This is a genomic window from Woeseia sp. D3-10, from assembly GCF_055809415.1.
Genome location: NZ_JBVVTW010000002.1, coordinates 1 through 13,090 on the forward strand (window position 1 = coordinate 1; position 13,090 = coordinate 13,090).

The following is a 13,090-nucleotide window of genomic DNA, read 5'->3' on the forward strand; positions in this document are numbered from 1 at the left end:
GATTTATACAATGACAATTCGACTGCTTTAGCGTAATGCTCACTACTATCCGAAATTCGCCCACTCAGAATCAACAATCTGCCCTTCAGCCATTCTTGGTGATAAGCAAGTTCATCTGTCAGATTATTTTCTTCTACTAATCTTTCAGGTTTTGCTAGTCGGCTAGAATATTCAGAGAGGCTACCCTCAGGTTTATTTGAAGTTCTTTTTAAAAGCTTATGTAGTTGGTTTCCCTCAACAGTAAGAGTATGTCAACTTCAGATTTTACCATTTAACTGCTCAGCATAGAACTCAAAAAATACTCGTCCAAAAATCTATCGTCGGTTCGCTATTAGTCAGTAAACGAGATTTCACTGCATTTCTTAAAATATCAACAAACTTGTAATTCGTTTTTCGATGAAAAGAGTCAATAAACCGCGTTAAAAATAGGGTTTCACGATCCTCTGTAGCGGCCATTTCGTCAGAAAGTGATGCCCACTCGAGCAATCCGTTGTAAACTTCCTATATTTGGCAGCTCTTCTCCACTCTTCCACTTTCTGAAGCTTCTCTCATTATCAGCGAAGTAATCATTTACATGATTATCTGATAATTTGTTCTGATTTTCATAAAATGAAATAGCACTTTTAATAGGATATTCTTCACAATAAAAGAATGGAACATTGTTATTTGGCATTTGCTGAGTTCCAACCTTCCATATAACGCTAGCTAACATTTCAACAAACAAATACCTATTTACTGAATACATTACTGCTTTTTGAGAGATCCCTTCCATAGGAACTCGTTTTACTATTTCCGAGTAAATTCTGCAACCCCATTCGAACACAATCCGAAAAAAAGTATGCAAATGATTCTGATACAAACTCTTTTATCGGTTTGAAAAAAAGCTCATGGATTGATTGTTCTAATATTCTAGGATCCATAGACTTTCTTGATGAGTAGTCCTCTTCTTTTCTAAATCGCCGCACGCCATTACCCGTTACCCGTTTCGTATCGGCAATATCAGCTAAGCTGTTTAGAACTTTTCCTAAATTTTGGTATGGCTCATTAAATAATTGAGCGCTAGGTTTCATTATATTTTTCGTATTCAATTTAGTAGTCATCGCATTCTCTTTTGAAATTATGTAAATCCAGAATCAGATTCTCCAGGTACACACAAAAATCAAAAGGAATCAGTTGGCGCATTTTTACACTTTATTAAACGTAAAATGCAGCTTTATTAATTATTTTCCTTAAATAGGTTCTTTCTTATTTTTGTATACCGATTTCTCATAGTAGAAAGCTCTAAGTCTTTTCCCGAGTTATAACTATTTACAAAAGCAATATCAGCGTGACTGATAGCTCTTACGATGCTGTTACAATCATAAACCCTTTCTTCACTTCTAATATCTTTCATTAAAATACGCCATGCTTCTAGAAATTTAGGGTTATTATTAACAACAATTATTCGCGCGAACACCCTGTCTATTTCGTCTTTGAAATCCTCAGGATCGGGCTTAGCTGAATCGACATTTTGTTGAGGTGGTTCAGGTATTCTAGTTATATTTTGCAACTCGTTTACATTTATCACAGATTGTAATATCAAGAATTCTTCACCCTCAACATAAATATCTCTTATGGTTCCAGTATTATTACTAAAAGGGTTATTGCCGATTGGTTTAAGTAGCTCTTCCTTTTCTAGATCAAATCTTTTAATCGCTAAAGAAAGGTTGCTATCAGTGTCCACGCTTAGCTTCGTATTTATGAAAATGCCATTTTTTTTGTTTGGGTCTAGATGATGTAGTGGCTGCCAATCGTTGAATAGCTCACAAGATAGCGGCTCATGTTGAGTTTTATTAAACTGAACAAGCTCGGGTTCCTCTAACTCAGCAACGTATAAAATAATCGATTTTCTAGTTGCTAATCGAAAGCTATCCTCTTCGTTAAGAAGTAACTTACCATTATATAACCCTTGACCGTGTCCAATAACTTCAGAACCATTTAACGAAAAGAACACTCCTTTTAATTCCGTGCAATCTATAGATAAACGAACTTTCCTATTTTTGGCCAAATCCACTAGTTGTGATTTAGATATATTTGAATGCCTATCAAGTTCATCCATTGAGTAATACTTATTTGCAGTCACTTAACGTCCTTTTAAAAATGATTAATGACTCTGAACTTAAACTTATTTAAAGATAAACCAGTGTTTTCATGGTGTTCAGATCATCTATAACTTTAAATTTTTACACGCCCATGTTTAATTTAGGTATGATTCATAAGCACTTTTTGTTTTAAAGTTAACTTTAAAACACTTTAAGATTCACTCAAGAAAAACAAATTATTCAAGATTACTTTCTATCTCTATTACGGTTTTTCTTAAGATCTCATTATATTCTTTTGAATCCATAGCGTAATGAGCCCTCCGGTGACAAGTAGGACAAACCGCAATAACGTTTTCAGGTAGATCTGCACCACCATCTGAAAGTCTCGTTAAATGATGTACCTCTAAATAAGGGCCTTGATTTGTCTCAAATGGTGCTTTTAATCCACAGCCTTCACAGTGGCCATTCGCTCTTTTTTTTGCATATAAACGTATCGCATCACTTCTATATTTAACACTAACAAGCTGTGTTTTTTGATCTGAAGTAGCAGGGGTTCGGCTGGTTGCTATTTCGCGCAACCTGGATAATGAAGTGGTTCTAGTCGGCCTAACTAAATAATCACCGGCTGGCGACTCAATTCTAACTTTACCTGAATTATCGATGTCTAAATGAAAAACAAAAGCATCTCTTTGTTCATTATTTTTGTCGGGCCGCTGCTCTGTATGATGAGTTATATAATTGCATCTACCCACAAAACGAACATGGCCTTGAGTTGTAGATTCGAATAGAAGTATCTCTTTATTATTCTTCCTGTGATCCCTAATGGCAAGATTGCCTTTAGACATCGTCATATCACCTTCTTGGCCTTCCCCTGTGTACCTGAAAGTGCCGTCCGGACTAAAATCGTCTGAATAACCGTATTCTGCGCCGGCTTTACTTGTAAATATGAATATATATGGATGATTAGAAGGTGTTGATATTCCACCATATTGTTGACCCGCATAGACCCCATGAATATGTTGCCTACGATTATAAATTTTCCCTATTTCAAACACTGTACATCCCTGCTGTGCAATAAAAGACTATGTGAAAGCATACTATCTCACATCAAAGCCAATTAAAAGATTATGAATTTAATGACTTTTTTAGCTAGTCAGCAACTTCTATTACGTCATTTCTAACTTTTGTTTGTGTGTAATTGACGGGAGGATATTCACAGTGATTTTGGAAGTACCACCACAAAAATTGCCCTTCAGCTTTTGCTGGTGTTGTTCCAAACTTAGAGAACTCACAAAACTTAACTGTTATTTCTCCGTACTCCTTGAGTATTACTGAGTACTTTAAAAAATTGGCTTTTGACGTTGCATGAAGTTTAGCGTCCTTAAAGCGCCTCTCTTTAAAGCTATTGTCTGTTTTCCCTATGTATATAATTCTGCTTTCACCACGCAACCGTGGTATCGGTTTCTTAGACATAAAAAAGTATATTATTTTACGAGTTTCATTAGCCTTATCTGACCCGTAGACTGCTTTAAATTTATCAATTGTTATTTCATCAATACTATTCGGTAGTGTTTCGAACTGCTCAATTTGAGTATAAAAGTCACTATAATCTAAAGTTTTCAAGTTACTTGTCCTTCCTATTTATTTATCCCGTCAATCCAACAACTCAATCGCTGCTGCTTTGTGGTCTGGCGCTAAATGAGCATATCGTAAAGTCATTTCTATCGAAGAATGACCCAATAACTCTCTGACAGTATTCAAGTCGACACTTTTCATCACTGAACATGCTAGCAAAGTGGTGGCGTAAATCGTGGAACCTGAAGTTGCTGATATCAGCTTCTTTCAAAAGATTCATCCAAGCTTTCTTAAAGTCTGCTAATGGCCTATTGGGCTCATTCTCAAATACATGCTCAACCGTTCCGCCTTCTTTTTTCCATGTTTTTAACATATTTAAAACAATCGCGTTTGTTGGTATATGTCTGCGCTTCCCTGACTTAGCGTTTTCTGGTTGAACGGTAATTGTTTTGTTTTTAAGATCTACGTCATCCCACTTAAGACTTAAAATTTCGCCTTTTCGCATTCCGGTATACATAGCCAATTGAACAATTGGTGTTAGGTGATCAACATAAGTACGTTTTTTAAATTCAGGTAACGTTGGTTTGTTTCGCATAACACGATGAAGGTTCGCATTATCACGTTCTTTTTTAATTCTGACTGTACGTTCTTCTAAAGCTGTTTTTAATCTTTCTTGTTCGTCATCATTTAAAAAGCGAATGCGTTTATTGTCACTTCTTAGTTTTTTAATGTTTTCTAAATTGTTCTTTTCAATAAAGCCCCATTCGACCGCACGATTTAGTAGAGCTTTAAGAGTCGAAACATATCCATTAATTGTTGCTTCTTTCATGCCCGACTTTCGTTTTTCGTTTCGCCAAACTTCAATTTGGCTTGCTGAAATATCAGCTAACTGCTTTTCTAATAAGTGAGGAAATCCGGCTTTTATCGATTTAATAATTCGATCGGCTGTTTTGGGGTTGCGGGCTTCTTGATACGGTAAATACGTTTTTTCTAAAAATATAGAAAGTTTAGTTAATTTATTACGCTCAGTTTGTTCACGCTTTTCTTTTTTCTCCGCTTGAACGTCAACACCGTTCGCCACCTCACCCAACTTTTGTTTTGCTAAGTCTCTGGCTTGTTGCGGTGTGATTTGTGGATGGGAACCAAGTTTAAAATTTACCTGTCTTCCATCTAGTCGATAAAACACGTAATAAACAATTTTCCCTTTTGGGGAAACTCTAAAATGGAACCCCGATATCACTGAATCATTGACCCTCCGAATTTCTGGATCGAGGTCCTTGATGCAAGCGTTATTGATTCTTTCTTTAATCGAGTTCCGTTGAGTCATTTTTAGCACCAAATAAAATATGTAGCATATTTGTAGCAGGTTAAATGAACCTCAATGAAAAAGCAAAGATTTCAAAGAACAAAAGCAACATAACTAACAATCCAATAAATACAACAACTTACAAACTTAACCTGTTCATTATTGTTCACTGAGACCCATCAAAAAACACTGAAAAACAGGGCTTGAATTTTTCTCATAATCGGCAGGTCCCCTGTTCAAGTCAGGGAGGGGGCACCATTTCTTCTCCATTAAAGTCCAACAAAATCCACCAGCCCAATAAAATTAACGCATTCAGAGATATTCATTGTCCCATTAAGTCCACAGTGGTTTACTATCATCCAGCACTTAATGTTACATAAGATGTAACATTAATCACTTTTCAGTAAAAAGGATGTTACATGGCTAAAATAGTTACACCATTAACCGCTACCCAAGTTAAGCAAGCTAAACCAAAAGAAAAGCAATATAATTTGTCTGATGGTGGCGGATTAGCATTAAGAGTTATGCCAAATGGCTCTAAACAATGGCTATTTAACTATCAAAAGCCTCACACGAAACAACGAACGAATATTAGTCTTGGCCTTTTTCCCGATATAAGCCTCCTATCTGCAAGAGAAATTAGAACTAAGTTCAGAGAGCAAATTGCAAACAACATTGACCCAAAGTCCCAGCGAGATAATGAGTCGTTAGAACATGCCAACGCTCTGAGGAACACATTTCATAGAGTCGCAGAGGATTGGTTCGAACTAAAAAAGAAAACAGTAAAGCCCGCTACATACAATAAAGCTTGGATGATTCTGTCAAAACACGTTTTCCTTTCATAGGAAATCTTCCAGTACGAGATATAAAAACTCAGCCAGTTGTCGAAATTTTTAAAGCCCATTCAAACCAAAGGTAATATAGAAACTCTTAAAAGAATTTGCCGTTATATTAATGAAGTTATGCACCATGCTATTGCAATGGGATTAGTTGAAGTAAATCCTGTTAGAGATGTAACTAAATTATTCCCTCCCGTAAAGCATAAAAATATGCCATCGTTACGCCCGGAAAGACTTCCAGAGTTTATGAAAGCTCTATCTAATGCAAAAGTTTCAACTGTGACTAGGTGTCTTGTGGAGTGGCAGTTATTAACACTTACCAGGCCAGGGGAAGCCGCCAAAACTGAGTGGACAGAAATTGATTGGGAACGGAGAATTTGGGTGATTCCTGCTCATAAAATGAAGAAAAAAGCTGAGCATATAGTCCCTCTTACCCTGCAGATGATTAGCCTCTTAAAATTTATGCAACCGATAAGTGGTAACGATCAATACGTATTTCCATGCCAAAGAGGAATGCACAACACACATATCAACACTCAAACTGCAAACATGGCTATAAAACGAATGGGCTTTGCTGGTGAATTAGTGGCACACGGGCTCAGAGCACTCGCTAGTACAACCTTACATGAAAAAGACTTCAATTCTGAATTAATAGAAATGTGTTTGTCTCATGTAGATAGTAACTCTAGCCGAGCACCTTATAACCGAGCAGAATTAATAGAGAAACGAAGAGAGATACTGAGCTGGTGGTGTGATCATGTTGAAAGGTCATCTATTTTTTCATCAACAAGTTTGACATCACAATCATAAGAACACAAACAGTGGATCAATACTTATGCAACCAGTTAAACGATGGCTAAACAAGCGACATTAGTTAACTATCGATTTGAAACCAATCCAGGTAAGATACTTTTCTTATCGACGTGGAATTAAGTTAGGACTGACTATGATTAAAAGATATAAAGTAGGAGAAAGGACCACTGGTGGAGATACTATCTCCTTTATTTATGGTAACAATGATAAAGCTATTGTTTATCTTAACGATGCTGGGGCACTAAGATGGGAAGTTTCATGCGACCAAAACATATTCTCAAAATCAGTAGATAAATATCAATCTTTATCTGGCAAAATCCCAATCTCAACACCTGAAAAAATAAGAAAATCTGTTGAAGGAGAGTTAGCATCAGCAATTAATCACGCATTCTCTTGTGAAAAAGAAAGTGAAGTTGATCAATTTTTCATGTCTGTTGAAAAAAGAATCCTGCTGCTATTGTCTCCTAATCAAGCAAAGCTATGGTTAGTTTTGTTTGGATTAACCTCAGCTACTGCTATTACCTTACTCCTATTTACTTTAAATAAATTTGTTGGATTATTACCGCACGATTTATTTCTTTGTGGTAGTACTGGTGTATTGGGTAGTACTCTCTCGCTAATGCAGAGAAATACAAGCATATCAATCAATTTAGAGGATGGAAAAATATACATCTTCCTTCAAGCTGCATTTATTCCAATTTTAGGGTTATTTTCTGGGTTTTGTATTTTTCTTTTATCAAACTCTGACCTTGCTTTTAGTTTCGCGAAAGAGAATATCTATAATTTGATGTCTTTGAGTGTCATCGCAGGCTTTTCTGAGAGGTATATTCCCGATTTATTCCAGAAGGTTAGTAAATAAGCTCTTTAAAAAAGGATTTGTAGAGCTTCACTCGGCCACGGACTTGGTAATACCCACTAAATGTTAGAATACGTAACTTCTAAATCAAAATTTGCCCTTCTAATAATAATAATATCTATATACCTTGTAATTTCCGCCAAAGTTGACTAAAAATTAAACAACCATTTAAAGGGACTTACATGCTATGTCTAAATCTACTCTCCCAACCTGTTTATTTTTCGCGTGTTCCATTTTATTTAGCGCATACACGATGGCCGACAATGAATTTATATCTACACGAACTGTACTAAGTGACCCAAGTAAAGATACAAGTGCATTAGATTCTCAACCAGCGAAATTTCAATACGGGATCGAAGCTGGTACAGACATAGATGGTGAAGCCAACTCTGGAGGGGTCTTCTGGGAAGTAGACCAAGGTAATGGATTAACTCGTTTTAATTATAACGTGGCGGATTTAGCGAAAATTGAATCCGATAAATCCAACTTAGGGACTATATTACGATCCAGTGGTGATTATGCAAATTTACAGTTTTCTTACCTCTCCCCCAATCTTTTCAATTTGGGAATAGGATGGACTGCGGGATTCGGTTATTCCGAGCTCACATATTCTGAATCGTTTGAATCTCAACTAGATGATGGCGGACTAATGGCTTTTAATATCGGCCTGATACCATATAGTGATTATTTTACATTTCTAGAGAAAGAGGGGAGTTACAATTTCACATTTGCATATGAGAATAGACTAATAACTGGAGACTTGGCCAATAACGATATGCAATTGAAGTCACTTTTTCAAGATGAGGTCGATTCATTCAATGGTTACAGTGCATTGATGGAATTTCATTTAGACACGCAGAAGTATTTCATAAAGGCCACCTACTTTTCTGCAGATGGCATCTCAGGATTTGATGGTTTGCAAATTAGTATTGGCGTAAAAATCATAGCTGATTTATCAATATCTGATTAAGGAAGATAACATGAGAGTACCCCTTTCCATACTTATCCTAATAACATCTGGTTCATTATCTGCATCAAGCATCCCATTTAAAAGCCTTGATAATATGAAAACAATAGTATCCGAGGGTGCTTTTGAAGCTGTTGATAATCATAGTTTATTAAGCATTGACAGAATTGGTCATTACAGTGGTAACTATATTGGTTATGACTACTTTTATGACAATGATTTAGAGAAAGCATTGGACGTTCAATACAGTTTTTCCTATCTGTTAACTGATATAGATAACGACAAACAGCCAATATCTAAAACAACGGGTGTCAGTAAATTTGATAACAATGTCTATTTTACTTTTGCAGGAGAATTCGACTTTTATGCAGGTTCTCGATACTCAGGGCCTGTTGTGAACAGAAGGTTTAATCCCGGTGTTCAAGTAAATTACTCTCGTAATTACTCTTCGACTAGTCGATGGGTTCTGACAGACTTTGGTTTTGGATTAGAGCATGAATCGAATGGTCAAGCGACACATGAAGCGAGAGAGGGCACCCCACCTGTAGATGCCACTTTGCAGGAGAGGCTTTCTTATATAGACCCCCTTCCAATTTTAGCCAGCCAATTTAAGTACATAAATAGAGACAAGGCTGGTAATACAAGAGATGAATATTACCATGAGATGGCCATCGAAACTGTTAGTCGTGGTTACAACTTTATCTCCGCCCATGCAACAGTTTTTATTGGAATGTACGAAACGTTTCAAGTTATGGCCGGAGTCAAGCTTAGACATGATGTTATAACCGACCCTGATGATGGTATTTTTTGGGACTCGACTTATAGTGACTCAAAGTTCATTAACCACAAAGGCACCAGAATTGGGCTTTATGGCTACTCTAGGGAAAGTTTTTTAATTTTCGAAACCTTACACCTTGCTTTAGAATACCGCACAGGTCAGCTTATAGGTGGAAAACCTACATCAAATAATACCTTTGATTTTACAGTAATGACGAACTTTAATGTATGCGATTTAGACATACCTATTTTTTACAAGTTCCACAGTGGTTACTTAGATGAAGTCTTCAACTACCACATTAAGAGTACTAAACACTTGTTTGGATTACATTTAAACTTTTAGGTTATTTTTGACTCAATGAGTAAAGCCATGTCTACTTTTGGGTTGTATGATTCGACCTAGAAATAGTGTGGCCCTGTTCCAAACCATCAGTCGCCCACGCAGGTATCAATTTAATTCTATGTATCTGGACTGTGTGACCTGAAAATTGGTCAATCTAACTGATATTGAATAGCCAACTACCCAATATTAACCTTCATTGTATTGACGACGAAATAGTTGGATAACATTCATTAAAACCTCTTTATATTATTGTGGCATTTCTTTGAGCTTATCTCGACCATGAGCAATGGACACAGCGGCCACTGCCCCCATTTTTAATAACAAAGTCTTTATTTTCACGACTTCAGAGATCAGTAAGCTTAATTTGTAGCTCATCATATTTACGTTCAATGTACTTGTCCACCAGCTCTTCATATCTATCGGTTTGTCCGCCTATCAAAAAGCCAAAATACTCCGGTTTTGACATTAGTTCACTAAGGAATAAAACTTCAATTTCTGTCAATTTATGCTTCGAAGTAATTGTTAACCCTGTCTACCTGGGTTTTAGATAAACACAATAAGACTTCAGACTCTCGCTTCGCTTTCACACTATTAGCCCAAATGCTGAGAGCCAAGAGCAGCGCAAACGCAATAAATACTAACCCACCTACAAATGAAAGAACCCACCAATACCAAGCCATACTTATCCTCCTTTAATTAGCAAAAAGTAAATTGGTTTTTAAACTTACTCTAACATTCCATCAGCAACTCTTAGACTTAAAGTTTTCGTCCGTTGTGAAGCATTCATAGGAAGTAAAAATCGTTGCAACAAAAATAACACTATGTCGAAGAATATAAATTGCACTCCGATGATCAGCATGTCAATCGCTTCAATTTGTAACGTGATTATCCTGATACGGAACCAAAGACCGTAATACCAACAATAATTATCAATATAGAAATAATTAACTTGAAGACAATGCTTAAGGCATTGCTTAGCGTGATAATAACAGCTCTAGTGTTCAGTTTTAGTTCATTAATTAAAACGTCAGTGGGAATTTGATTACGCCTAGTTTGAGATTTCACCATTTCATCAGCTAGAAGCTATATTTTGCGATCTTCCCCTGAAACACTAGACACCTAGCTTGCCGATTTATATTGGACTTCAAACTCTTCAGGGGAAGATCACTGGACGAATGGCTGGTTTATTACAATACTGAACGAACTCATCAAAGGAAAACGTGCGTGGCAGAACGCCACTTGAAACATTAGAAGATGGGAAACGCATTTGGGCGGAAGAGAATTTAGCTCAAATGAGCCTGACAGTCACCGATAGAAAAACGGGTAACTGTCAGATCAAGTCTGAGCTAGTACACTTTAATAGTTGCGAATACCCAGTAAATTTCCAACCTGTTTGTATTTCAAGACAATAAAAAGGCGATCATTTAGATCGCCGATTACAGGGAGTAATATTAATTCTTATTCGGAACAACCAGTCCAGTTTTCACCATCAGTGCTGCACTCATATAATACTGTTCCATCATCTTGCTTAGTAGCTCTCTGCCAATTGTCATCATTGTCGACATCTATTTGCACATCACCTTCTTCTTTTCCTGTGCTCACGCCAGTATGCCGTATCAATATTAACGCTATCTTCCCATTTATAAGGGGTTAAAATAAGAGTATCTATCATGCTTTGTGCGTTTAAGTCGGTTGTTGCGGTGAACTCTTTCCAATCAGCTAATTCTGTAAAACGGGCTTGTTCAGCTCTAAAGTAAAATTCTGCACTATATGCAGCATCACCTTCGGTATACCTGAAGGTGATAATTTCTCTCATATGGAGAACTAAAGTCATCAAAGTTACATTCTTCAAACGAGTTAGCTAAAGCATCTGAATCTGAGCCATTACCAAGTTCATAATGAATCCCATCTGACATGAAACTTACCCTTTCGTTTTTCGCGCAGCGATAAGTTCCGTTAGAATCTCTATAAGCGTCCTTTCTAACACTTAACCAGCCATTTTTGCCTTGATTATTCGACTCTTGGCCTAACTCATGGAACTTACTGGTGATGAAATCAATTTGGTCCAGCTTGTCAGTATCTTGAAGCTTACTAAATTCAATAAAGTCTTCTGTACCAAGAAATACAATAGCATCACGATACCAGCCATTATCAACTTGAAAATATTCATCTAACTCTGGACTTCTTATGATACAAAAACTCGGATCTCAGCATCTGGATAGTCTGCATATTGTTTTCTTAAATCGGTTTTATGCTTATAAGCTGCTTTTAATCCTTTCATAATATCTTGTGCTGCGTGAAAAGCCTCAGAGTCTTTATCCGCAATAAAGTCAGCATACATTTGATCCGCTGATAGGTTGTAAAACTGAACTAAGCCATTAACCTATTCTCTCAATTTCTTGTTGTAGCTCTTGAACAGCTTCTTCGTGATTTTTCAGATAATGGCAATGCTTAGCGTTAGATGCACTGTCATTAGGGTTTTTACCTTGATTCTCCGCAATTGTGGATAACTGCGCTCAATCGCTTCCCAAACCACTGTCGTTAAGGGGAAATATTTCTAACTAAACCGTTAGTGAAGTCTTGTTCTGTTATGGGCTCAAGGTTGCAATATAATTTGATAGGGTTCGGTTACTTCATGAAGCTCGACATTTTCTCATCTTCAGAGCCCTCATCCCATGCTCCTGCTGGAACATCAACAATGATTGCAGAATAAGCCAAACACTGAGCATCTTCTTCAGGTACAACTAACGTGTAATCACCACTTTCTTCAGTTTCTTTTTGTGCCATTTGGTTCAGCTTTACCATTGCCATTAATATCCAAAATATGATTCCGCGAACAATATAACCATCAATGGCTTTGCCCGTAAACAGTTAGTACTTTTTCAGTTGGGGTTACATTTTGACTATCGTCATCTGATGAATTACTTCCACAACCACTAACAACTAAACCAAATGCCAGCGATACTGCTAAAGTCACTTTACTTCTTATCATCTTTATTTCCTTTTAGGGCTAATACTTATTACCTTACAACCAGTTGGCAAGGAAGAAAACACAAACTTAACCATATGAAATAAAATGATTTTAAGCGTTCACTCTTCCGCCAATTATTTGTACTTAACCGACAAATCACATGATTTCCCATTTATGATTGCCGAAGTGACTGGCATCCAATACCACTGCTGTGTGTATTAATTAATTCTTTATTTAGCGAATTCACCAAATAGGGAAATCAAAGCTAGAAAATGCTTCTATGCGGTGGATTTCCCCGTCGTGAAATTCACTTATTTATTGTTTTTTTTTTAAAACTTATCAATTAATCTACAATGTGATCTAAATTCATCCAAGCCGCTTTTCGATGTGATTTATTATCTTAACCTGAAGGAAGCTATTACGTTCTTGTGTAACTTTTTGTATTGCAATCTCACCAGTAACTCTTCCTCCCATTTCATTTAAGGTTTGAATGAGGTCAAAACAATCGAAGGGATAGCTCTTGATATGTACTGTAAACCGCCGTAGCTTTTTTCAATTATGT

Annotated in this window: 15 protein-coding genes and 1 pseudogene; 6 read left to right on the top strand and 10 right to left on the bottom strand. The window is 36.7% G+C overall.

The window, feature by feature from the left end; all coding sequences use genetic code 11:
- Positions 1–460 precede the first annotated feature (460 nt).
- From AC0L8N_RS00050 to AC0L8N_RS00075, 6 genes are all read right to left on the bottom strand, one after another.
- A complete protein-coding gene (locus AC0L8N_RS00050; protein ID WP_473665589.1) occupies positions 461–673 on the bottom strand; it encodes a hypothetical protein in 213 nt (70 codons plus the stop codon).
- Between the two features lie 55 nt (positions 674–728).
- Positions 729–1,100: a hypothetical protein gene (locus AC0L8N_RS00055; protein ID WP_473665590.1), complete on the bottom strand. Its 372-nt coding sequence runs from the start codon at positions 1,098–1,100 to the stop codon at positions 729–731.
- A 116-nt stretch (positions 1,101–1,216) separates the two neighbouring features.
- The gene (locus AC0L8N_RS00060; RefSeq protein ID WP_472674463.1) at positions 1,217–2,122 is read right to left on the bottom strand and encodes a hypothetical protein; all 906 of its coding nucleotides are present in this window, start codon (positions 2,120–2,122) and stop codon (positions 1,217–1,219) included.
- 195 nt (positions 2,123–2,317) lie between these two features.
- A complete protein-coding gene (locus AC0L8N_RS00065) occupies positions 2,318–3,136 on the bottom strand; it encodes an HNH endonuclease (protein ID WP_472674464.1) in 819 nt (272 codons plus the stop codon).
- Positions 3,137–3,230: 94 nt separating this feature from the next.
- Positions 3,231–3,704, bottom strand: a complete 474-nt coding sequence (locus AC0L8N_RS00070) for a hypothetical protein (RefSeq protein WP_472674465.1) — start codon at positions 3,702–3,704, stop codon at positions 3,231–3,233.
- A gap of 43 nt (positions 3,705–3,747) precedes the next feature.
- Positions 3,748–4,983: a tyrosine-type recombinase/integrase gene (locus AC0L8N_RS00075; protein WP_473665591.1), complete on the bottom strand. Its 1,236-nt coding sequence runs from the start codon at positions 4,981–4,983 to the stop codon at positions 3,748–3,750.
- A 398-nt stretch (positions 4,984–5,381) separates the two neighbouring features.
- Here AC0L8N_RS00075 and AC0L8N_RS00080 point away from each other — a divergent pair, with 398 nt between their 5' ends.
- The 6 genes and pseudogenes from AC0L8N_RS00080 to AC0L8N_RS00105 all read left to right on the top strand — a co-directional run.
- Entirely contained in the window at positions 5,382–5,807 is a 426-nt protein-coding gene (locus tag AC0L8N_RS00080; RefSeq protein ID WP_472674467.1) for an integrase arm-type DNA-binding domain-containing protein, read from the top strand.
- A gap of 36 nt (positions 5,808–5,843) precedes the next feature.
- The gene (locus AC0L8N_RS00085; protein ID WP_472674468.1) at positions 5,844–6,611 is read left to right on the top strand and encodes a tyrosine-type recombinase/integrase; all 768 of its coding nucleotides are present in this window, start codon (positions 5,844–5,846) and stop codon (positions 6,609–6,611) included.
- Between the two features lie 136 nt (positions 6,612–6,747).
- Positions 6,748–7,473, top strand: a complete 726-nt coding sequence (locus tag AC0L8N_RS00090; protein ID WP_472674469.1) for a hypothetical protein — start codon at positions 6,748–6,750, stop codon at positions 7,471–7,473.
- A gap of 250 nt (positions 7,474–7,723) precedes the next feature.
- Positions 7,724–8,440, top strand: coding sequence for a hypothetical protein (locus tag AC0L8N_RS00095; protein WP_473665592.1), 717 nt, complete (start codon positions 7,724–7,726; stop codon positions 8,438–8,440).
- Between the two features lie 10 nt (positions 8,441–8,450).
- Positions 8,451–9,557, top strand: coding sequence for a hypothetical protein (locus AC0L8N_RS00100; protein WP_473665593.1), 1,107 nt, complete (start codon positions 8,451–8,453; stop codon positions 9,555–9,557).
- 1,161 nt (positions 9,558–10,718) lie between these two features.
- Positions 10,719–10,852: pseudogene (locus tag AC0L8N_RS00105) on the top strand (IS481 family transposase); the annotation flags it as partial.
- Positions 10,853–11,133: 281 nt separating this feature from the next.
- On the opposite strand, the gene AC0L8N_RS00110 reads toward AC0L8N_RS00105, so the two are convergent.
- From AC0L8N_RS00110 to AC0L8N_RS00125, 4 genes are all read right to left on the bottom strand, one after another.
- A complete protein-coding gene (locus tag AC0L8N_RS00110; RefSeq protein WP_473665594.1) occupies positions 11,134–11,391 on the bottom strand; it encodes a hypothetical protein in 258 nt (85 codons plus the stop codon).
- 351 nt (positions 11,392–11,742) lie between these two features.
- The gene (locus AC0L8N_RS00115) at positions 11,743–11,898 is read right to left on the bottom strand and encodes a hypothetical protein (protein WP_473665595.1); all 156 of its coding nucleotides are present in this window, start codon (positions 11,896–11,898) and stop codon (positions 11,743–11,745) included.
- A gap of 287 nt (positions 11,899–12,185) precedes the next feature.
- Complete coding sequence (locus AC0L8N_RS00120; protein WP_473665596.1) at positions 12,186–12,368, bottom strand: hypothetical protein; 183 nt, start codon at positions 12,366–12,368, stop codon at positions 12,186–12,188.
- A 37-nt stretch (positions 12,369–12,405) separates the two neighbouring features.
- Positions 12,406–12,549, bottom strand: a complete 144-nt coding sequence (locus AC0L8N_RS00125; RefSeq protein WP_473665597.1) for a hypothetical protein — start codon at positions 12,547–12,549, stop codon at positions 12,406–12,408.
- Positions 12,550–13,090: the final 541 nt, after the last annotated feature.

Excerpts from the sequence above, each read along its gene's own strand:
- AC0L8N_RS00050 (WP_473665589.1), bottom strand. The coding sequence starts at position 673 with ATGCCAAATAACAATGTTCCATTCTTTTATTGTGAAGAATATCCTATT.
- AC0L8N_RS00055 (WP_473665590.1), bottom strand. The coding sequence starts at position 1,100 with ATGACTACTAAATTGAATACGAAAAATATAATGAAACCTAGCGCTCAA.
- AC0L8N_RS00075 (WP_473665591.1), bottom strand. The coding sequence starts at position 4,983 with ATGACTCAACGGAACTCGATTAAAGAAAGAATCAATAACGCTTGCATC.
- AC0L8N_RS00080 (WP_472674467.1), top strand. The coding sequence starts at position 5,382 with ATGGCTAAAATAGTTACACCATTAACCGCTACCCAAGTTAAGCAAGCT.
- AC0L8N_RS00090 (WP_472674469.1), top strand. The coding sequence starts at position 6,748 with ATGATTAAAAGATATAAAGTAGGAGAAAGGACCACTGGTGGAGATACT.
- AC0L8N_RS00095 (WP_473665592.1), top strand. The coding sequence starts at position 7,724 with ATGGCCGACAATGAATTTATATCTACACGAACTGTACTAAGTGACCCA.
- AC0L8N_RS00100 (WP_473665593.1), top strand. The coding sequence starts at position 8,451 with ATGAGAGTACCCCTTTCCATACTTATCCTAATAACATCTGGTTCATTA.
- AC0L8N_RS00110 (WP_473665594.1), bottom strand. The coding sequence starts at position 11,391 with ATGACTTTAGTTCTCCATATGAGAGAAATTATCACCTTCAGGTATACC.
- AC0L8N_RS00115 (WP_473665595.1), bottom strand. The coding sequence starts at position 11,898 with ATGTATGCTGACTTTATTGCGGATAAAGACTCTGAGGCTTTTCACGCA.
- AC0L8N_RS00120 (WP_473665596.1), bottom strand. The coding sequence starts at position 12,368 with ATGGCAATGGTAAAGCTGAACCAAATGGCACAAAAAGAAACTGAAGAA.
- AC0L8N_RS00125 (WP_473665597.1), bottom strand. The coding sequence starts at position 12,549 with ATGATAAGAAGTAAAGTGACTTTAGCAGTATCGCTGGCATTTGGTTTA.